The organism is Solibacillus sp. FSL K6-1126, assembly GCF_038003445.1.
GTDB lineage: Bacteria > Bacillota > Bacilli > Bacillales_A > Planococcaceae > Solibacillus > Solibacillus silvestris.
This window is the reverse complement of sequence record NZ_JBBOPD010000001.1, coordinates 2353792-2374085: the sequence shown is the minus strand read 5'-3', so window position 1 is coordinate 2374085 and position 20294 is coordinate 2353792. Positions and strand designations below refer to the sequence as shown.

Annotated in this window: 21 protein-coding genes; 14 read left to right on the top strand and 7 right to left on the bottom strand. The window is 32.8% G+C overall.

The genetic code is table 11. The annotated features are described in order from the left end of the window. Positions 1-50 precede the first annotated feature (50 nt). Complete coding sequence (locus tag MHH44_RS11690; RefSeq protein WP_340798658.1) at positions 51-899, bottom strand: MBL fold metallo-hydrolase; 849 nt, start codon at positions 897-899, stop codon at positions 51-53. Positions 900-1300: 401 nt separating this feature from the next. Between MHH44_RS11690 and MHH44_RS11685 the strand changes: the two genes are divergently transcribed. The 4 genes from MHH44_RS11685 to MHH44_RS11670 all read left to right on the top strand — a co-directional run bounded on the left by MHH44_RS11685 (position 1301) and on the right by MHH44_RS11670 (position 3708). Further along, positions 1301-1984 carry an HAD family hydrolase gene (locus MHH44_RS11685; RefSeq protein ID WP_340798657.1) on the top strand — a complete coding sequence of 228 codons (684 nt, stop codon included), beginning with the start codon at positions 1301-1303 and terminating at the stop codon, positions 1982-1984. Positions 1985-2071: 87 nt separating this feature from the next. Beyond that, positions 2072-2566, top strand: coding sequence for a hypothetical protein (locus MHH44_RS11680; RefSeq protein WP_340798656.1), 495 nt, complete (start codon positions 2072-2074; stop codon positions 2564-2566). A gap of 255 nt (positions 2567-2821) precedes the next feature. After that, the gene (locus MHH44_RS11675; RefSeq protein ID WP_340798655.1) at positions 2822-3229 is read left to right on the top strand and encodes a hypothetical protein; all 408 of its coding nucleotides are present in this window, start codon (positions 2822-2824) and stop codon (positions 3227-3229) included. A 38-nt stretch (positions 3230-3267) separates the two neighbouring features. Continuing rightward, entirely contained in the window at positions 3268-3708 is a 441-nt protein-coding gene (locus MHH44_RS11670) for an NUDIX hydrolase (protein ID WP_340798654.1), read from the top strand. Between the two features lie 498 nt (positions 3709-4206). On the opposite strand, the gene MHH44_RS11665 is transcribed toward MHH44_RS11670, so the two are convergent. Beyond that, positions 4207-5235: a PTS transporter subunit IIC gene (locus tag MHH44_RS11665; protein ID WP_340798653.1), complete on the bottom strand. Its 1029-nt coding sequence runs from the start codon at positions 5233-5235 to the stop codon at positions 4207-4209. A gap of 926 nt (positions 5236-6161) precedes the next feature. Between MHH44_RS11665 and MHH44_RS11660 the strand changes: the two genes are divergently transcribed. The 5 genes from MHH44_RS11660 (at position 6162) to MHH44_RS11640 (ending at position 11254) form a co-directional block, all read left to right on the top strand. Further along, entirely contained in the window at positions 6162-6827 is a 666-nt protein-coding gene (locus MHH44_RS11660) for a hypothetical protein (RefSeq protein ID WP_156732597.1), read from the top strand. Between the two features lie 285 nt (positions 6828-7112). After that, entirely contained in the window at positions 7113-8078 is a 966-nt protein-coding gene (locus tag MHH44_RS11655) for a quinone oxidoreductase family protein (RefSeq protein WP_065215828.1), read from the top strand. A gap of 489 nt (positions 8079-8567) precedes the next feature. Beyond that, positions 8568-8948: a hypothetical protein gene (locus MHH44_RS11650; RefSeq protein ID WP_340798652.1), complete on the top strand. Its 381-nt coding sequence runs from the start codon at positions 8568-8570 to the stop codon at positions 8946-8948. A 155-nt stretch (positions 8949-9103) separates the two neighbouring features. Next, positions 9104-10467, top strand: a protein-coding gene (locus MHH44_RS11645; protein WP_340798550.1) for an IS3 family transposase whose coding sequence is annotated in 2 segments (ribosomal slippage) — positions 9104-9563 and positions 9563-10467 — 1365 coding nt in all. Because the reading frame shifts where the segments join, the coding sequence is not laid out codon by codon here. A 277-nt stretch (positions 10468-10744) separates the two neighbouring features. Continuing rightward, positions 10745-11254 (top strand): GNAT family N-acetyltransferase, encoded by a 510-nt coding sequence (locus MHH44_RS11640; RefSeq protein WP_065215829.1) that lies wholly within the window; start codon positions 10745-10747, stop codon positions 11252-11254. Between the two features lie 360 nt (positions 11255-11614). Here the strand turns inward: MHH44_RS11640 and MHH44_RS11635 are convergent, their stop codons facing one another. Both MHH44_RS11635 and MHH44_RS11630 read right to left on the bottom strand, forming a co-directional pair. Continuing rightward, positions 11615-12073, bottom strand: coding sequence for a hypothetical protein (locus tag MHH44_RS11635; RefSeq protein WP_340798651.1), 459 nt, complete (start codon positions 12071-12073; stop codon positions 11615-11617). Positions 12074-12229: 156 nt separating this feature from the next. After that, positions 12230-12352 carry a DUF3977 family protein gene (locus MHH44_RS11630; RefSeq protein ID WP_340799511.1) on the bottom strand — a complete coding sequence of 41 codons (123 nt, stop codon included), beginning with the start codon at positions 12350-12352 and terminating at the stop codon, positions 12230-12232. Between the two features lie 123 nt (positions 12353-12475). On the opposite strand from MHH44_RS11630, the gene MHH44_RS11625 reads away from it, so the two are divergent. Continuing rightward, positions 12476-12757, top strand: a complete 282-nt coding sequence (locus MHH44_RS11625; protein WP_014823690.1) for a hypothetical protein — start codon at positions 12476-12478, stop codon at positions 12755-12757. A gap of 840 nt (positions 12758-13597) precedes the next feature. Here the strand turns inward: MHH44_RS11625 and MHH44_RS11620 are convergent. Next, complete coding sequence (locus MHH44_RS11620; RefSeq protein ID WP_340798650.1) at positions 13598-14023, bottom strand: DUF3995 domain-containing protein; 426 nt, start codon at positions 14021-14023, stop codon at positions 13598-13600. A gap of 406 nt (positions 14024-14429) precedes the next feature. Here MHH44_RS11620 and MHH44_RS11615 point away from each other — a divergent pair, with 406 nt between their 5' ends. From MHH44_RS11615 to MHH44_RS11600, 4 genes are all read left to right on the top strand, one after another. Beyond that, complete coding sequence (locus MHH44_RS11615; RefSeq protein ID WP_014823693.1) at positions 14430-14975, top strand: PadR family transcriptional regulator; 546 nt, start codon at positions 14430-14432, stop codon at positions 14973-14975. A 54-nt stretch (positions 14976-15029) separates the two neighbouring features. Further along, complete coding sequence (locus tag MHH44_RS11610; protein WP_340798649.1) at positions 15030-15794, top strand: VOC family protein; 765 nt, start codon at positions 15030-15032, stop codon at positions 15792-15794. Between the two features lie 274 nt (positions 15795-16068). Next, positions 16069-16383 carry a hypothetical protein gene (locus MHH44_RS11605; RefSeq protein WP_340798648.1) on the top strand — a complete coding sequence of 105 codons (315 nt, stop codon included), beginning with the start codon at positions 16069-16071 and terminating at the stop codon, positions 16381-16383. An 848-nt stretch (positions 16384-17231) separates the two neighbouring features. Beyond that, positions 17232-17771 carry a GNAT family N-acetyltransferase gene (locus tag MHH44_RS11600; protein WP_340798647.1) on the top strand — a complete coding sequence of 180 codons (540 nt, stop codon included), beginning with the start codon at positions 17232-17234 and terminating at the stop codon, positions 17769-17771. A gap of 745 nt (positions 17772-18516) precedes the next feature. Here the strand turns inward: MHH44_RS11600 and MHH44_RS11595 are convergent. Further along, positions 18517-19323, bottom strand: coding sequence for an endonuclease I family protein (locus MHH44_RS11595; RefSeq protein WP_340798646.1), 807 nt, complete (start codon positions 19321-19323; stop codon positions 18517-18519). Beyond that, complete coding sequence (locus MHH44_RS11590; protein WP_008403874.1) at positions 19323-20285, bottom strand: S8 family peptidase; 963 nt, start codon at positions 20283-20285, stop codon at positions 19323-19325. Before MHH44_RS11590 ends, MHH44_RS11595 begins: the two co-directional genes overlap by 1 nt. Positions 20286-20294: the final 9 nt, after the last annotated feature.

Genomic DNA, 20294 nt, shown 5'->3' with positions numbered 1-20294 from the left:
TGGTCACTTCGTAAAGTGATCATTGGTTACGCGATTCATTCTTTATCAAATTAAAGTGATTGAATAATATAGTCATTTACAAATGCTTTTATAAAAAATAGCTCATCATCATTAGGAGTTCTGTTATTTTCTAGATTGAAAGATTCTAATGCGTCTTCTAATGAGGAAGAATTAACTGCTTTACTTGCTGCTCTTAAATCTCTCCAAAAAGTCGTCATTTCTTCCATATCACAAATTGATTCATGGCCAAGGAGGAATGCTTCTGCATTATATTTTTGAACATCTTCAATCATCGGTAATAATAATGATTTTTTATAATGGAATAAAGAGTTTTTCGTTGTACCATATACACAATCCCCTAAAAAAATGACTTTCTCATCAGGAACATAAATGATTGTAGCGTCATCAGAATGTGTACTGTTTATTTTTTCAAGTACACATAATTTATTCCCTAAATCGAGCGTTAATGTTTTTTCAAAGATGATGTGTGGAGCGTTTAATTTAAATTGATTTCGATTTGGGATTTCTGTTTGAATAATCTCGATGCATTTATCGCCCATTATTTTAGACTGTTTATACGTTTGGAGTGAACTGTCATCAAATTTGTAACTTTGCCATACATTTAGCAATTCGTTTGTTTGACTATTCACTATAATAGTAGCATCAAATTCATTCATGCCCAGTAAATGATCCCAATGTGCGTGGGTAATTACCACATATTTAATTGGGGGTACATTTAGCTTTTTAATTTCATTTAAAAAATCCTTTGCATGTTGAGTAGAGTTACCACAATCTACAATTAGGCTATATTGTTCTCCACTAACCAGGCCCAAAGTAGGGCGGTCGTTTTCATCTTGATTAGGCATATAATATATATAATCACTGAATTTATTTAACATGTTTTATTTTCCCTCTTTTCTAGGTAGTTGTATGTCGAAGAGGAAATCTACTTGTTTATCGTATATTTAATAAAATAAATTAAGATTTTCTCTCATTATTAGTTTACCACCAGGTTGATACCACATTCCATTTATGGAAAATTATAACACAATTGTTATAATATACAGTAGTATATAATTGAGGATTTATTTGAGTAATAAAATATATCCACACGATATTCATTTATAACACCATTACTTATAAATCTTACCAAAGTTAATTTTTTTACAGTTTATCCCTTCATCAAGTGCGCATTTAAAAATAAACTTTTACTAGTGCGCGATTCTAAGTAATTGGTATGGTATGTGATTAATGGGATATTGGTTGAAGGTTCTATATATTTTGGAAGGAATGATTATCAATGGGTTATAAAGCAGTAGTATTTGATTTAGATGATACCCTTCTTAATAGGGATAATGCTATAGATAATATGTTTCTTATCATTTTAGAAAAGTGTTATGTTGATGTAAAGAATTCTGAAAGAAATCAAATGTTACAGAAATTCAAAGAGTATGATCGAAGAGACTATGGTAAAAGTAATAAAACAAGAGTCTTTGTATCTTTTTTTAATGAATTTCCGCCAAAATATAGACTGCCAAGTAATGATATTCAAGATTTTTGGAATTATAATTTCCCGAATTGTTTTTCAATAAATCAAAGCACTATAAATATGGTAAATATAATAAAGCAACGAGCTAAAGTAGCAATTATAACAAATGGGACAACTCAGAGGCAGAGAGCTAAAATAAATAATACTAAACTAAATAGTTATTTTGAAACAGTAATCATTTCAGAAGAAGTGGGATTTAGCAAACCAGATAAACAAATTTTTGAATTAGCATTAAATAGTCTTAATATGCATCCTGAAGAAGTATTATTTGTTGGAGATGACTTAGAAAAGGATATTAGGGGATGTCAAAGTGCTAATATAAAGGGTATTTGGTACAATCCATTAATGGAAAAGAATCGGACAACTATAAAACCATTTGCAGAAATCCATTCAATTGATAGTTTATTAAGTTATTTTACTTCAGAATCTGATTAGCTAATAGAAGCAGATACTATTCAGCAATCGAACGTGTTTTTAGAGTAACGTAAAATTTAGCTTTATACAGATAAAGGAGCAACAAGTATGGTTAGAGAGAAGCTTAAAATTCTTTTTAATAGTATGGAATGGGTTGGATTTTCAACAAGTCAGCCATGGAGAGCTTATAATGTAAAATTTAATAAATACTTCAATTATCCTGAAAAGGATATACGGGCTGGAACACTTCTTGCTTTTTATGGTATGTTGCAGCAGTGGATAGATGAGTCCAGTTTCGTATTTGGATTTTATGATGATCAAAAAGATGCGATTTTCAGCTTTGAGGAATATATACTAGATTTTCTAAATTACGCAGATGAAATAGCTGAAGAATTTCCCGGTATATATGGTTCAATTGGGTATGCTTTAAAGGATTTAGATAATGAAATAAGATTTGAAGCAAGATTTCCATCAATTAATCCAACAATTTTTGAGGAAATGAGAAAGGCTTTGTACACGGATAAGGTATTAAGTGGAGAATGGGAATCAAAATTCTATGAAGATGCGTTCAAGGAAGTTGGCTTAGGGAGAGAATATATGTAATTCTGTCCAGAAGGAAGGTTCCTAATGAAAAGCTCAAGAATGTTGCTTTATAGCATTATTGAGCTATTATTCTTGTTGAAATATCGAGGGTCACAAAAAACAAATTCAACAATCTGGCGCGATTCTTCCAAAAGAAGATCGCTTTTTTCCGGTATAGGGCCACATTGTTGAATAACGTCCTTATTAAATGAGAAAATACACTTAAACTAAAGCAACAGGTTAATTTAAGAAGATTTTAAGGAGATAGGTGATTAAATGAAATCCAATTATAATTTAAAAGACCCTTCAAAAAAATATATTGATGTTGTAAAGCAAGCTAATTCTTTGTACGGTTTGTTTTCGAGGAAGAAAAAATTAAGAGCGGTAGAGTTTTTTAAGAGTAAATTAAATGACGAAGATTTCGTAGTAGAAGAATTAGCTAGTGGATTTATATTCATAGGCTATTTATATCAAGAAATCAAAGATTATGAATCTGCAGCATTTTACTTTAATAAAGGTTACAGCTTAGGTAAAGATGTTCAATTTCCTTATAACTCTCGTTTAAAAAAAGTATTAAAAACTTTTCTAAAAGCAAGTCGAAAAGATTTATATGATTATTGGCGTTCAGATTTTTTAAAGCGAAGTCATTACGATAAAAAATTTAACAAATTAATGGACGCGTAACTTTTCTTTTTAAACTAATAAATTTCAGGGGGTATTTTATGTTTGTAGTAAATGTAGAAGGGGCAATTCGTCGCAATGAGAAATGGCTTTTAATCCGCAGAAGTGAAAAGGAGGAGCATGCTGGTGGAGGTCTCTCATTAGTAGGAGGAAAGTGTGAAATTGAAGGTGATTCGTCTGATATTCTGGAAAGAACATTAAAACGAGAAGTTTTTGAAGAAGTAGGTAGCGAAATTACAGGCATTAAATATGTAAATAGCTCCTCCTTCGTTACAGAATCAGGAATAAATGTAATCGATATCGTTTTCCTTTGTCATCATAAATCTGGAGAACCTTACGCTAAAAGTACTGAAGAAGTGGATGAAGTTATTTGGATGACAACATCAGAGATTCTTACACATACGGAACTACCTTTATTTCTAAAAGAAAACATTAAACTTGCAGAGAAAATACTACAAGATAATATGCAGGTGAAATATTAGTTATACATATTCCATAATAGGGCGCGATTCTTCAAAAGAAGATCGCTTTTTTCCGTTATAGGGCCATATTGTTGAATGAGATCTTTTTGGGAAAATCCAGGCATAGGGTAGGAAATTTTATGAAAATAAAAAACCCGTAAACCTTAATATACCAAGGTTCACGAGCAATTATAATAATGGTCTTGATAAGTCAAGAATTTTAGAACCTCACCTTGTCGAAAGCATAAGGCCAAATTAAGCTAGTTCAGCTCAGTTAAATAAGTATGCGAAACATTAATTAACAAGGTTTTCATCAATTATAAAATCAACTGAATTAAATAAAAAAAGCTAAAAAAGTAATTCTGTGAGCATTTTAGTAAGCAAATGATCTTTGAATTCCACTAACGAGGGGTATTAATCCAAGAAGGCTTTATACCCTTTTAATGTACGAAATGTGAAAAAAGAGAAGATTGTTCAGTTACAAAAAGATTATAAAGATCTGTGTCAAAAATTTAAAGATTATTGAATTTCCATACGTAAATCCCCAGTCTTAGCTAGTCCTCTAGCTTTTAGTAAATGATAAACAGTAAGAGAAATGACAGCTGGTAAAATGACACCTAATACAATATACATCATTAGAACAATCACACCTTGGTTAGCAAGAATATTTAAAGGTGCAATAAATGAGTTTAGACCAAGTCCCGCTAATGCATAAGGGACTTCAAAGTGAAACATTAGTATTGCGATTGGCGCACAAATGACGGAAGATAGAAATGGCCCTATAACAAGAAGTGGGTTTTTTACGAGATTTGGCACTTGTACTTTTGGTGTTAAAAATGATTGGGCAATATTGGCGCCTAAATCGTTTTGTTTAAAAGACATCGCCGTAAATCCGGCAAACTGAGCCGTACATCCGATTAGTGCAGCGGCACTCGAAACTGGGTCAAGTTGTAAGGCAATGGCAATTGCTGCTGAAGAGGCCGGAGACATTAGGAAAATACTCCAGACTAGTGCGATAACTATGGACCCTATCACAGGATATCCTGAAACAGAGTTTGCGATAAATCTGCTTAACTGTTCCAAAAGTGGGGTAGTCACTGCTGCTAATCCTACACCTGCGACACCTCCGATAAATATAGATGAAAATGGAATAGCAAGCATATCTAACTTCGTTCTACCAGCAATTCGTTTCCCAACCCAAACAGCAATAATGGTAGCTAACACGGCACTTATCGGTTGTCCTGTAGTAAGAATCCAGGCTCCTTCCGCATTCATATGTAGGGCATTTGCACCAATTGTACTAGATGCCATCGCACTGAAAATCACTAATGTATTTCCACCTAATTGATAAGCGATACCAGCACCGATTGCAGGCGCAAGCATAAGTTGTGCTGCCTTACCGATAGTTGTAAAGCCTTCCCAACCAGTAAAAGTTCCGAACGTCTCAATCAGAAGGCCAATACCTAATGTGACAAGAACTGCGTTTGCAAGCCCTTGAGACCCCTTATACATCCGCTCAACAATATATTGTTTTGTCGTTTGTTTCATTTCTTAATACCTCCGAATATATAATGTTGAATATATTGTGAATTTTCTAAAAATAAAAAGCCCCGAAAGAATATGTAGCTTACGAATAGAAATAAGCTTTGTTTAATTCCTTTCAAGTTGTAAATTGTTATAATATTAATATAATTTCTGAAAGTGGTCAATACTATTTTGGTATAAGAGTGAGTAAGAAAAAGACAAAGATCTTATGATGTCTTGGGTTTAATGAAGATAATGATTTAGCGAATATTTTTGATAAATCACTGAAAAAAAACTTGTGAGCAATTTGTAAGCATTGGACAATAATTCGAGGTTTAGTACACGAGTTGTTCCAAAAAAAGTTCGCAAACGTTGATATAACAATATTTGTGAGCTTTCTAAAATAATGGTCTCGACAAGTCTCGAACTTGCGACTGCCAACTTGTCGAATCTATCCGGCTAATAAACCGAGTTAAATTAAAATCAATTAAGTTAAATAAGCCTGATATAATAAGGTTTTTGAGAGAGAATAATTTAATTCAGTTAAATAAAATAAGCACAAAAAAATAGTTCTGCGGACAAAAGAGTAAACAAGTGGTTTGTATTACTCTTTTTTTGTTTTTCTGTATTAACTGTAATATAAGTTTTATGTATATATGGGTAGGGGTCTCTGGATGAGCTATTACTAATTTAAAATCAGATGGCTTTTTAAGGGAAGTAAAGGTTCAAATATAATCAAGTTCTGTAAAATTATTATTTTTGAACAAGGATAAAAGTACTTAAATTTGACCTTTGCTTTATTCAACAATCGGGCCATATTGTGGAGTAATGTATTTAAAATTTCGATAAAATATAGGTAAGATTGTTAGCAAGTCAATTAAACTAACAGGAGAATATTGAAAGAAAATAGTATTATTGAAATATGCATTAAAAGGTTTGGAGCGATTAGGATGGAATTTCCACAATGGCTGCAAGGCGGCCCTTTCCTTGAAGTTGGTTTCTTATTGGACATTAAAGAAAATAAAAGGAAAACAATCCAGAATATAATAGAGTTGCTTTCAAAGATCAGATACACAGTTGAAACTGTTGACAAGAACATTGAAGAAATTATTGATTCTTTTGATAGAGGCTATCCTTATGACGAAGAAGACCCACAAACAGATTACATACATTCTTTAAATTTAAGGTTATATGTCTATTTAACAAGGAAACGAAAAGGAACATTACAAATAGAAAAGGTTTCTTCAAATTCTATAATGGTTAATTTTTTGTTTGAAGGTTCTATTTTTGAGGCTTCAGGATGGGAACAAATTGGGATAAAAAATGATGAAATTAATGACTTTACAAGTTTCCTGATAGAATTGTATTCTGTTTATGATTTCATAATTGGTGGATGTGCAATCGAGAATGATGTTCTTGAATTATTTGAATGTGGAGAAACTTACCCTAACGAATGTTATTGTTTCGAGAATGTGTCTCCAGATTATTTTCTTAAAGAACCATCTTATTTCATAAATATTATTTGGAATGAAAAGTATAAAGAATTAAGTTATGTTCCTTATAATCATAAAAGGCTTGTTAGGAAGGGAATTATTATTGAAATTTCGGAGGAGTAATAAAGGATAACCTTCTTTCAAGTAAAGTGTGCAAAATTTAATACTTATATTCAACAATAGGGTGCTTTTCTTGAATAAGAATTCAAAGGGCTTATTGGTAAATTATTAAAAGGCTTTTGGATTAATTTGGATGAAGCGTACCATAAGTGAGTGGAGTTTTATGACAAATACCACCTAAAACGTTTAATGATAGGCGCTCTAGGTGGACTTTAGCACTGATTTGCATCTCTAATCGTTTAATTATTTTATTATTTATCTAAAGAGATATAAGAGGAGGTTGTGTATTTGAAAGCACTTGTATTTAATACATTCGGAGGACCGGAAGTACTAGAATATGTTGAAATTGCGGATCCGGTTATCGGTCCTGATGAAATATTAGTAAGGATGAAAGCAATTGGCTTGAATTTTGCAGATATTTATAGAAGAAAAGGGAATTATCATCTTACTGGCAATGCCCCGTTTATTTTAGGTTATGAAGGGGCGGGAGTTGTTGAAAAGACTGGAGCTAATGTCCAGGGAATAAGTGTTGGCGACCCTGTTGCATTTGCCGATGTCCAATATGCTAACGCGGAACAAGTGGCAGCTCCAATGGAAAAAATAATTCCACTTCCAGAGAACGTTTCATTTGAAGAGGCGGCTTCCGTTTTGCTGCAAGGCTTAACTGCCCACTATTTAACAAAGGATAGTTATGCTGTTAACGAGAACGATATTATTCTAGTTCATGCGGCGGCAGGGGGCGTTGGACAGTTGCTTGTTCAAATTGCAAAGGTCCTTGGAGGAAGGGTCATTGGTTTAACTTCTTCAACGGAGAAGGCGTCCGTAGCTAAGAAGGCAGGAGCGAATCAGGTTTTCCTGTACTCGGATGATTGGAAGAGAAAAATTTTAGAGGAAACAAACGGAAAAGGTGTGGATGTAGTCTATGACTCAGTAGGATCGACACTTGAAGACAGTTTTGCAGTCACGCGCATTGGGGGAACAGTTGTATTTTATGGGATGGCAGGTGGTGACCCTGTTCCAGTTGACCCAAGAATGTTGATGGATACGTCAAAGACTTTGACTGGTGGGGATCTTTGGAATGTCCTTACTTCTCGTGAGGAACGGGCAGTCCGATCAGCCGAGTTGTTCCGTTGGATAGAAGAGGGGAAAGTGACGGTATCTGAGCCTACAGTATTTGCACTGCGAGATGGCCGCGAAGCACATCGTTTTTTAGAAAGCCGCAAAAGCACGGGAAAAATTTTATTAAGACCATAAAATGAGTAGCTATGTTGGTGAACAGATTTAGGAAACCTCATTTAGATGCGTTGAGTTGAACCGTATCATAAGTAAATGGGGTTTTGAAAAAAGCTTAAAGAACACGAATTATTCATGTTCTCTAAGCTCTTTTGTTATATGCTAACTGTAAGATTTAATGGTTGCAAATGTGACTTTGAAATAAAGTTGAACTGTTTATAAAAAAGATGAACCGGAATTTCCTATTTCTATAAAAAGGAATCTCGGTTTTTCTTGTGGATTAAGAACCTTTTAAGTAAAAATAAAGTTTATCCACAATCGGGCCATATTGTGGAATAGCAATCTGTTAAGGGGAGTTATTAAACGATACTTTGCTAACTTTTTTGTTCAACTAACAGCATTTAGTTATTGAAGAAGGACTTAATGGGGAAATATAGAATTTTTAACTTATACAATAAATCCGAATAGTATATAGGTAAAATTAAAATAACAAAAAGAGGTGAACATAAGATGAAAATAAAGACAATTTTATTTGTAATTATTTGTACTATGTGGTTAGTAGCTTGTGACAGCACTAGAGAAACAATAAACACTATAGAAATTCAAGAATTAATTAATTTTGAAGAAGTAAAACCAGATACATTACAATTAATATCTGATGTGAAGGATATTAAAATTATAGAGAAAACATTTAAAAAGGCTAGAGAATTTGGTGAAGTAGATAACCAAATAGTTCCGCAATATAAAATCAAACTAAGCGATGGTGAATATTATTTGTGGATAGACCATACAAAAACAGGAACAATAGCGAACATAAAAAGTAGAAATATGTTTTACAATATAAGAGCTAGCGAAGAATTTAAAGAGGCCATAAATTATAAGAATAAGTAACTTTTCCGAGAGGATTTATTTGGAAACAATACACTTACAATTACTGATAACTCTTTTTCACATTTATAAATGGAATTTAATTAAAGGGCGCTTTTCTTGAATGAACTGCACCCCAAATGTTAGACACAAATCTATCATTTGGAGGTGCTTTTTATATGACAAGGATTACTTTTGAACAAAAATTGGATACGATTTTTCGTGTTGAAAAAGGTGATGAAGGCATTACTTCAATTGCTAGGTCACTCAATTTCACTAATACTGAATTGATACATTTCTGGATTGGCAAATATAATCTTCATGGACCAGAATCCTTGAAAAAGAGCTATACACGTTATTCTATTGAAGATAAACTATATATACTCAATTATATGAACGAGAATAGGTTGTCTGATATAGAGACTGCAGTACATTTTAATTTGCCTACTCCAGGTACAATAAGAAAATGGCGAATTAGTCTCAAAAATGTGAGTGTGGATACCCTATTTCTTAAGGAAAAGGGGCATAAACAGTTGAAAAAAGACAACTCAAAAAAAGGTAAAAATCAAAACTTTAAAGAGGGTTCATTAGAGGCATTACGAGCAGAGAATGAACAGCTACGTATGGAGAATGCATTTTTAAAAAAGTTGAATTCCTTAGTTCAAGAGAAGGAAAAATTAAAACGAAAGACTTGGCACAAGTAGTATTTGAACTAAGGGATCAATTTAGTATAAAAGATTTAATAAAGTTAGCCGGCATTAAGCGTAGCACTTATTATTATTGGACAAGTCGCTTTGACCAACCTGATAAATATGAGAATATGAAATCGGTGATTTCAACTATATATCACGACCACAAGGGACGGTATGGTTATCGTCGTATAACGTTAGAATTACGCAATCAAGGCTTCCTAATTAATCATAAAACTGTTCAAAGACTTATGAAGGAAATGGGTTTAAAATCGCTTGTACGTATTAAAAAATACCGTTCTTATAAAGGTAATGTAGGTAAAATTGCGCCAAACATTCTTAGTCGTAAATTCATTGCGACAAAACCAAATGAAAAGTGGGTAACGGACATAACTGAATTTCATTTATTTGGTGAAAAGTTATACCTCTCCCCAGTACTAGATTTATTTAATGGTGAAATCATTGCTTATAATATTCAAAGCCGACCTACATATAAACTTGTATCGATAATGTTAGATAAAGCTTTATTTTGCTTATCCGAAGGAGATGCCCCTATCTTACACTCGGATCAAGGTTGGCATTATCAAATGAAAGAATACTCTAATGCCTTAAAACAAAATGACATTACCCAAAGTATGTCTCGTAAGGGGAACTGTTTAGATAATGCAGTAATTGAAAACTTTTTTGGCCTATTAAAATCGGAACTCTTATATATGCAAGAATTTGAAAGTATGAATCACTTCAAGCTTGAACTTGAATTGTATATTGAATATTACAATCACAAACGTATTAAAGGAAAATTAAAAGGATTGAGTCCGGTACAATACCGAATTCAATCCTTCCAAGCTGCTTAACTTAATAATGTCTAACTTTTTGGGGTCACTTCAGAATAAGAAAAGTGCTTTATTCAATTATAGGGCCAGATTGTTGAATAGGTATGATTTATTTTTTATAAGAATTTACAGGAAAATAATGGAATGGCTAACTTAGTTAGCCCTTGATAAAGGAGTGCAAAGTTGTTGTCTCTTTTATGAGGAGTATATAAATGGGGGTAGTTGCCATTAAGATATCCTATTTTTATTTTGTTTTAGCCAATTAATTGGCTTTCAAATTATGATAGGAGTGTTAATTATGCTAGGCATAACCACAGATAGGTTAAAGATGATTCCCCTAAAAGCAGAAAACTTGGGATTATTAATTAAAGATCAAAAACAACTAGAATCAAACTTATCATTAAATGAATCGAGTAGTATTCTTAGTCAAGAACTTAAGCAAGCTATGGAAGTTAGACTTTCAAAGGTTTTGACTGATGAGAAAAATTATTTTTGGTGTACCAATTGGATCATTGTTTCAAAAGATATAAACGAGATTGTCGGAGGAATAATGATAAAAGGAACTCCCAATGATAATGGTGAAGTAGTAATTGGGTATTACACACACTTTGAACATCAAGGAAATGGTTTTATGACAGAAGCTGTTACTAATTTGAAAAATTGGTTGTTAAAACAGGCAAATGTTATTTATGTTATTGCTGATACGGAAAAAGATAATATTGGATCACACAGAGTATTAGAAAAAACTGGTGCCGAAATGTATAAAGAAACTGAAGAATTATTTTTTTGGAGATTTTTTACAAGTTAATCCTGCTAGTTTCCAAATTATAATTAAATGTTCGTCAATTAAAAGGTGTTGTACCTTCTTTAAAAAAGAAGATTATTTTTTTCAGTAATAGGGCCATATTGTTGAATACCAAAAGGTGCAGATTAATACAATAAGAAACTTGCTATACAAGTTTTTATCCAAATTAAGAACAAACTCAGCAAGTATAAACACCGTTCCATCTAGGGTTTGCATCATCTGTATAAAATGCTGCACAACCTAATGACAAAAGGGCACGAAACGCTGATTTAACAACGTTTCGTGCCTTTTTTATGTGCCCCCAAACTTTAATTTGGGAACGTTATTTTGTATGAAGTATACCAAAATGAATAACCTACTATATTAAAAATTTATATCTTGAGGTATTTTCAAAAAATTAATATCTTCACTATCCACCCAATGGTATACTTCTATTTTTAGAGTAGTGCCTAGGTTACCATCAACTTGATTCTTAGTGTAAATATACTCAATACGTATAAGTTTTCCGTTCGGTTTATAATATGGAGTTATATCTTGTTTATGCCAATCTCTATCTGAAAGTGGGAAAAGTACATTCTCCTCTAAACAATTATTATGCTTACATGTATACCAATCAAAATTATTTTCAGTAGCAATTTTCAAAAATCCGCTCTCAGAGCTTTCTTCCTCCAAAATACGAATAACCTCTTTTGAAGTGAGTGACTCGAATGGTGGAGATGGATAATGCCAGTAATTACTGAAAAAGATCCAAATAAATATTGATAAAGCAATAGCTAAAATAAATGATTTGCTGTCTTCAATTATTTTTATTTTCTTTTGCAATATTCTATCCTCCTGTTCAGTAGTGAAAGAATGTTATAAAGTTTTCCGTTCTAAAAGATCATCCTCAATCGAGTGGTCGCTGCCGCGGATGGCGACGTATAGTTAATAAATATTCCTAAAGCGTCGTTTGGTAACATTAATTGTATCTGAATAGAATTATGTACTACTAGTTATCCCAAAAATAAATTTAAATTCATTACGATCTTTCTTTTTCAATTTTATACCTTCTTTTAAGTCAACTATTAAAACGTTTTGCTTTATCCAAATTCTAATATAAATTGATTGAAATGTATGGGTCCTTTGATACCTTTTTCTTCAAATTCTGAACTCAATGTAAATGGATGATTATGTTAAAATAATTAGAAGTAGCGAAATACTAAAATTTCCTCTGGAGTGAGAATAATGAAAAAATCAAAATGGGCAAAAGGCATAACTTTTATAATTATTGTTTTACTAATTGTTTTATATTGGAATATTGATTCTAGCGAAAAAAATCAAACTGACTGGCTGCTACCAATAATATCTATAAGTGAAGCCTTACTAATAGTAAATATCGCACTTTTGATACAATGGCAAAGAAATTATGAAAAGGATAACTCATGGTCCTATGAATTTATTATTTTTGTACTTTCCCTAAGTATTGGTGCATTAGCCTGGGTTTCAGGTCTCTTAATTAATTTTTAATACATATAAAAAAGTACGAGAGGTTGAATATAAAATTGGACAAACTAACAAAATACATTATTGCAATCGCATTGGTCATTTTAGCTATAAATAGTTTCTTTATATCTTCATATTTAAAAAATATTGTAGAATTAATGGCAGGTCTAGTTAATACACACTAAAAAAATCTTACTTGGGGGACACAAACTTTACGAAAAAAAAGCCCTAAACATTGTTTAGGTGCTTTTTAATTGAAGTAGATAGTCATTATTATTAGATATACATGTGCAACAATTAACAAAATTAAAGTAATTATTCCTATCCACTTTATCAATTTAATATTATTATTGGAATACATAATGAATGCGATATATACCACTATCGCCAGCAATGCGATAGGCAAATGATAAAACCAAATACCACCAAACAGTAGTAATTTTGTCAATGGAATGCTTAGAAGTAAAGATAAAAAACCACCTAATACATAACTTAGCGTTCTTGAGAACTTCTTATAAATTAACTTATAAAAAATAAAGCCACCAATAGCACTAATGATTACCGCTAACATAAACATATATATAATAGTTAAATAGATCATTAACATACCCTCTACAAATTCATATTATCATAATTGTTCGATATATTCGTAAACTTGTCTGTAGTTATTCATTCAACAATCGGGCGCGTTTCTTCAATAAGAAAATCGCGTTTTTCTGTTATAGGGCCATATAAATGAACAATACTTTCTATGGGCAAATTGAAATGCCGCATCCGGAAGCTAATATATCAAAAGCAGCGCTATATCGTAACGTTTCAACTCGTGAGCGAAATTCTTTGTTGTTAATTGTCCTTTATTCAAATTTATATAAATGATGCTAGCAAAAAAATAAGACTAATCCATACACAAAGGGGTGAATAGAAGGCGGTATCTTGTTTTGCGAATCTAGTATGTTTTATTTTCTTGAAAAAACCTACATATTTTCCTTCACCAATAGCACGTAATAAGAAAACAATTCCTCCAGTTATACAAAGCCACTTTGAAAGGGGGGAGGGTTGGATGACTGTAAACAAATCTATTTGAACTAATAGTAGAACAGATGCAAAAAAGCAAAATAAACCGATAAAAAGTGTACCTAACATTCTTGGTTGTAAAACTGGAAATTTACTGTCATCTTTAGTCGGAAGAACCGCTTTTACTCCCCAAACTCCACCAAATGCCCAAAAAACGAGTAACATTCCAATAATTATAAATATTAGAGAAGTTACTCCTATTAAAATCTTAAACAATTTACCACCTCTTCTTATGTTATCGTCCTCAGTATCTAAATTGGTCATATTATTAGTGCATTCATTTTATGACATTTTATTCCATAACGCTAGATAGTCGTTGAGTTTATTTAACTAACGGGTAGTTAGTGAAGAATTGTCTTTAGATGTTATTCTACAATCGGGCCATATTGTGGAATAACAATTTTATTTAAACGGATTATTTGTGTGAATATTAACAGAAGTTTGAAACAGTCCAACATTTTTTGAACTACTAAATATCCAATAAAGCAACACTGATTTACTAATGAATAAATAAGAATGATTCTTATAATGGTTCTTTCAGAATGTAAAATAATTGGGAGTGTTGACATTTTCAGTGATTTTATATGATAATATATTCAACGTTGAATATAGGAGCGATAAAATGATTAAGTTATTGGTGCTAGAGCTGTTAAATCGACGCCCCATGTCAGGTTATGAGATGAAACAAATACTTGAAAATACTGATGCCAAACGGTGGAGTGGTGTATTACCTGGTTCGATTTATAATGCAATCAAGAAATTGGAAAAGGAAGGATATATCATCATTTCAAGCATTGAAATGACAGGCAATCGGCAACGTTCTGAATTCAAAATTACCCAAAAGGGTAAAGATTATCAACAATCACTTATAAAAGATGCCCTATCCTCACCCGTTCTTTACAATGGTGATTTATATTCAGGGATTGGTTTTGCGTATCAATTAGATCATCAGTCTGCGATTTCTATACTTCAGAACAATATCAGCGCTTTAAACAAAGAAAAAAAAGAAATTATTGCTGGAAAGAAACAGAAAGAAATTGCGACTAACGGCGAGTTATCTGAACTATCCTCAATTGTGATCAATCACATGATAAAAACAATTGAATTGCAGAGTCAGTTGATTGAAAGTGTTATTGGTGTAATAAAAAAAGAAAATAACTCCGATTAAATCGGTTTTATTTTTAACAATATATTCAATGTTGACTATATAAGGAGGAACTATATGGAACAGGTTTCTAAACTAAACCCATTTTCTATCGACCATATTGTGGTAAATGTCGATGAGAAATATCAAAAAAATATTCAATTTATTGAGGAAGTTAATCGGTTAGGATTACCTTATATACCCTCAAAAGGTAAAGGAAATAAAGGATTCAAAGCCTCTAATTTATGGATAGGAGATGAATATTTCGAGTTTATCTATATTAAATCGAAAGATGGCGGTGGCTGGATCAAAGACTGGGTTGATAAGTATAATTCTGGTCACAGAGGTGTCATTGGACTATTTCTCAAAACAAATAATATTGAAAAAACTACTGAGTTATTGAAAAGTTTTGGCATATCAAATCCTGAAAGAATAAGTTTTCCTTTTTTCTTTAAACTAATTAATTTTTCTGCTAAGTGGCAAAATGCATATCTCCCGTATTTTGACGAAGTACCATTTCAATTAGGTTTTCAGCAAGTCGATACTCCACAAATTGAAGAGAAAATGCGTAAGCGAATGGTACCAAATAGTAAAGCTAATGGTATAGATGGAATAAAATCAGTCCAATTTTTCGGCCCGTTTACAAGTCGAGACTTCGAATGGTTAAAAAATGTGTTCTACTGCATTAAAGAAAATACCAATCAACTTAATATTCCACTTAAAAATGATCAATCAATACATTTTTATATTAGCGAGACTATAGAAACACGCGTGTTACTTAATTCTAAGGGTAAATTATTAACCCCGTTACTGATAGAAAACCTAAGAATACTGAATTTTTGAAATTGATATGTCTTTCCGGAAAAGGAGAAAATCCTAAACACGCTTTGTGAATGTTTTATGAGAATACAAAATTCGAAAAAACGATATTCCACAATCTGGCGCTTTCCTTGAATAAGGAGAGGGTCCTTTTTCGCCTTTTCCTTTAAAGGGACATATAATTAAACCAACATAGTTATCTAGATTACAATTTAGAAGATATTGTTAAAAGTATTCTTAAATTGACGGGTAGAGATATTGGAATTAAGTTGAGAAATTTAAATATTGGGGGAGTACAATGAAAAAAGCTTCAATTTTAATGATTACACTCGTTTTATTAGTTCTCGCATCTTGTGGAGGACCTTTCATATCAACTACTTCGATGTTGATTGTTATTGAAAAGGGGTGTTCAAGTGACTATAAAGAGTATTGGGTTAAAGCATACGACCCGAATAATCAAACTAAAGAAGAAGCATTTAAGATTGTAGTTCAAGAAAAAATGGTATGGAACTTAATTGAGGAAGATAAAGAGTATTTTTCTTTTTATACAAAAGAAGGAGATAAATCCTGGGTTTTAGAACAAATTGAGCATATAGAAAATCAAAAAGATTAAATTATTTAAGACTACTTTTATTCCACAATCGGGCGCTTTTGGGGTGCAGCACCTTCTTCAATAAGAAGATCGCGTTTTTCCGTTATAGGGCCATATTGTTGAGTAACATTTTTTCTTGGGGGAGTTTTAGAGAAGATGCAGATTTATACCGGTAATAGAATGGCTATACAAGTTTTATGCAAATTAAAGATCATGCCCAGAAAGTATAAAAGCTGCTTTAGTACGTTTCATTGACTTGCATAAAATCTAGTATAAACAATGTTCAATAAAAAATCGGTAAACGCTGCTACAACAACGTTTACCAAATTTTCTTTTGACTCCAAACTTTTAAATTGTTATGAATAAATTATAGTTTGTAATAATAGTTGTCTGTTATAATAATTCTCATTATATAAATATGTAAACTTAAGAAATGAGGAGATACTTTTGATACCATTTAGCGTAGGTATTACAGTAATCGGGATTATTTTAGCTATAATAAGTAAGAACATAAATGTGTTTTGGATAATGCTAATCGTTGCTGGCATTGCATTAGTATTTGATTTAACTCAATTTGCACTTAGATTTATAGATAATTATTGGGTATCTCAGTTAGTTATTCCTTTCATACTCACTATGGTAGTTTTTTTCTTTGCAAAAAAATTCATAAACAAACTCGAGATATAACCTTTATAAGAAAAAATGCTTTATTCAATTATAGAGCCATATTGTGAAATAACTCTCAATAAGAAACATTTGGTTATTTATGTTAAAGTTTAATTAAGTTTGTGAAGCAATGTACTTAAACAACGGGGCAGGTTAGTGCAACAGATGCAGCGAATTTATATTTTCGGAAGTAGGGAAGAGAAATGATTGAATTAAGAAAAATTACCCACGATAATTTTGAGGCAGTGTTGAAGTTAAGCCTAACAGACGAGCAGAAAGGAAATGTCGATTCCAGTATATATTGTTTGGCTAAAGCCTATGTAAAGATACTCAACGACGAAAAACCTCCTTTGATTTTCGCTATATGCAACAATGATGAAGTCATAGGATATGTCGATATTGGATTTTTCGAACTGGCGGAAAGTGCATTTTTATGTGAAAAATATGGAGATAAATCTACTTATGGACTTAATCGCTTTATGATTGATAAAAAGTATCAAGGCAAAGGTTTTGGCAAACAAGCAATGATAAAAGTTATTGATTACATAAAGTCGTTTCCACAAGGAAAAGCCGATGCAGTTGCTACATCATATTGGATGGTAAACGAAGTCGCTCGGAAGTTGTTTGCGTCTGTCGGTTTCGTTGAAACAGGAGCGATATGGGACGGACAAACAGGGGATAATTGGAATGCAGAAAGAAAAGATATAGAGTATGCAGAAGTAGGTGCCAGACTCGGATTATAAAGCTAACCATTCTGGGATTAAAGGTAGATAATTTACTTACAGAGGGCTTAAAACAAAAACAAATAGCCAATGAGCAGCTAGGGCTTCAACAATCGGGTGCTCTCCTAATAAGAAAGGTGCTTTTTATTATATGGCCATATTGTTGAATAAGAGAAGATACTGATAAATAACGATAAGAGAATTGCTATACAAGTTTTTATATAAATTAAAGAACAAGTCCAGCAAGCACAAACACCATTCGCAAACAATTTCCGAACATATATAAATCTTGTTCTTTGGATGTAGATGATTACATCTAATAAACTAATTTAGATTTAGTTAAGCAGGTGTATCTAATTAGTGGAAAATAAGGAGAATTGCTTCATACTTTAGTCATAATAATCATAAAATAAAAAAGCTGCTTAGTGCTGGAACACTAAACAGTCGGTAGCAAATAAGGCAATTGACAGGACTAGTAAATCACCCTGGTGTAAGGTAGAGAGGGTGTTTACTTTCTTTGGAAAAGTAAATGACAATGCAAGAATCGTTTCAATAAGTGTAGCGAAATTAACATGAGTGTTTAGAAACATAAACGGTAATGGCATAATCTTCTTCACCTTCGTTTGAAACGAAGTTTTGGAATAAATGATGACCAATCACCTTTAATACCTAGACCTACTACATATAGTAATTATACCATTATTTTCATTTAATATAAAAAGCGAACACTAATTCTCTTGTGCTTTTTTAAGGAAATTAGTGTTTTTTAATTTGTTACGATACTTTCTGCAATCTCTGGAAAATCAATGAATGGGTTCCGATTGCCTTGAAGTTCTTGGATAGCTTGATTGCGATGCTTTTCATAGATTGATACTGGAAAAGAGTGATGCCATTTTAACAATAAAGAGACATTCGCTAGTTCTTTTTTTATGGTGTTCGGATAGCGAATTAGGAAATAGAGTGTTGCTCTAGCAACGATTCCTTTGCCGTATTCGGGTTCGAATTTACTTTCTTCAGTTTTGCCGCAGCCATCTTTGATTCCTAAAATTAATCCTTCAGGGTTATAATTGTAGAAATCATAGTAGGGGTAGTTGCTACGACTGCTATTGCAGGTGGGTTCGCAGGCGAATAGATGATGCAAGTCTCCTCTCATCGGTTCTTTTTTATCGAACCATGATTGAGGCACTACATGTTCACAGTTAAATAGATTATCCGAGAAGTTGCTGATTAACCCTTTTGCCTGCATTTCATGGAGCCGAATGTCCTCCTCTATGACAGAAAGTGGATCCATCCTATTTCCAGAATAAAGGCTTTTTAATAAACCGTTTTCCTGCAAATCAACCCAAGGGTACACATAACGGTGTGGGCTGTAGTTTAACCGATTTATATGTGTTTTTTCAAGCAGTGTGTGAAGGCTATCTAAAAGATTGGCGTCTGTGAATGAAATGCTCTGATAGTATTGATTTCTGACTTCCTCATCTTTCTTTTCGTCATAATAAGGGTCGAATTTCCTTATTAAAAAGTTTGACTTGGCCGTTTCCCATTCACAATATAGCAAATTTAGTTTTTCCATTATATTTTCAATGCCTTTGCTGATAATTCTTGGTTGAACACCTCCGATAAGTATTTCTCTGTTGTTAAGTACAGCAATCCGTTGCCTTCGAGTTTTGGCGAGTTTCCTAAAGGAATGGTTCTCTTTATTAATTGTGCATACAGCTCAGTCTCTGTCAGATTTCGTTCAAAGTTTCTGTTGGCATTCACTTTTATGAGTGCAAGTGCACCGGATACATGCGGTGTTGCCATCGAAGTTCCGCTTAGTTTTGCATAAGTTCCGTTTAAATACGTTGAAAGGATTCCTTCACCAGGGGCTACTAAGTCGACTTCATTATTCGAATTTGAAAATTCAGAAGAACTGCGTTGCAGGTTAATGGATCCGACGCTGATGACTTCATTGTAGCAGGCGGGAAAGGCAAATTCATTTGAAGAACTCTGTCCATCTCCCTCATTACCAGCGGCACAAACTACTAGAATTTGATTAGTGATTGCATTTTGAATAGCCTGGTGTAACTCAGGTACATCGACAGAACCTCCGAGGCTCATGGAGATGATATCCACCTTTTGTTCAACTGCATAGTTAATACCATTTATGATCCAGTCGTATTGCCCTGATCCACTTTTATCAAGCACTTTTAAAATCAATAAACTTGCTTCAGGTGCAACACCAACTACTCCCGTGCCGTTATGAATTGCAGCAATTGTGCCAGCCACATGGGTTCCATGGCCATTATAATCGATGTATACATCAGGTTGTCCATCATCATCACGAGTGAAATTCCGTCCGCCGATAATACGCTCACTCAAATCAGGGTGGGTGACGTCGCAGCCTGTATCCAATATCGCAACAGTGATTCCCTTCCCTTTAGAATTCTCCCAAATTTCTGGTGCTGCAATAAGTTCAATACCTTTTGGCACCACTTCGACCATTTCGACCACTTCATCCACTTGATATGGTAATAAGTGTAACTTTTTCTCCATTTGTATCCC

Bases quoted from the DNA above. Each gene is read 5' to 3' on its own strand.
- MHH44_RS11595 (WP_340798646.1), bottom strand. From the start codon at position 19,323: ATGGAAAAACTAAATTTGCTATATTGTGAATGGGAAACGGCCAAGTCA.
- MHH44_RS11590 (WP_008403874.1), bottom strand. From the start codon at position 20,285: ATGGAGAAAAAGTTACACTTATTACCATATCAAGTGGATGAAGTGGTC.
- MHH44_RS11660 (WP_156732597.1), top strand. From the start codon at position 6,162: ATGGAATTTCCACAATGGCTGCAAGGCGGCCCTTTCCTTGAAGTTGGT.
- MHH44_RS11650 (WP_340798652.1), top strand. From the start codon at position 8,568: ATGAAAATAAAGACAATTTTATTTGTAATTATTTGTACTATGTGGTTA.
- MHH44_RS11685 (WP_340798657.1), top strand. From the start codon at position 1,301: ATGGGTTATAAAGCAGTAGTATTTGATTTAGATGATACCCTTCTTAAT.
- MHH44_RS11610 (WP_340798649.1), top strand. From the start codon at position 15,030: ATGGAACAGGTTTCTAAACTAAACCCATTTTCTATCGACCATATTGTG.
- MHH44_RS11680 (WP_340798656.1), top strand. From the start codon at position 2,072: ATGGTTAGAGAGAAGCTTAAAATTCTTTTTAATAGTATGGAATGGGTT.
- MHH44_RS11690 (WP_340798658.1), bottom strand. From the start codon at position 899: ATGTTAAATAAATTCAGTGATTATATATATTATATGCCTAATCAAGAT.
- MHH44_RS11615 (WP_014823693.1), top strand. From the start codon at position 14,430: ATGATTAAGTTATTGGTGCTAGAGCTGTTAAATCGACGCCCCATGTCA.
- MHH44_RS11605 (WP_340798648.1), top strand. From the start codon at position 16,069: ATGAAAAAAGCTTCAATTTTAATGATTACACTCGTTTTATTAGTTCTC.
- MHH44_RS11640 (WP_065215829.1), top strand. From the start codon at position 10,745: ATGCTAGGCATAACCACAGATAGGTTAAAGATGATTCCCCTAAAAGCA.
- MHH44_RS11675 (WP_340798655.1), top strand. From the start codon at position 2,822: ATGAAATCCAATTATAATTTAAAAGACCCTTCAAAAAAATATATTGAT.
- MHH44_RS11665 (WP_340798653.1), bottom strand. From the start codon at position 5,235: ATGAAACAAACGACAAAACAATATATTGTTGAGCGGATGTATAAGGGG.
- MHH44_RS11625 (WP_014823690.1), top strand. From the start codon at position 12,476: ATGAAAAAATCAAAATGGGCAAAAGGCATAACTTTTATAATTATTGTT.
- MHH44_RS11670 (WP_340798654.1), top strand. From the start codon at position 3,268: ATGTTTGTAGTAAATGTAGAAGGGGCAATTCGTCGCAATGAGAAATGG.
- MHH44_RS11600 (WP_340798647.1), top strand. From the start codon at position 17,232: ATGATTGAATTAAGAAAAATTACCCACGATAATTTTGAGGCAGTGTTG.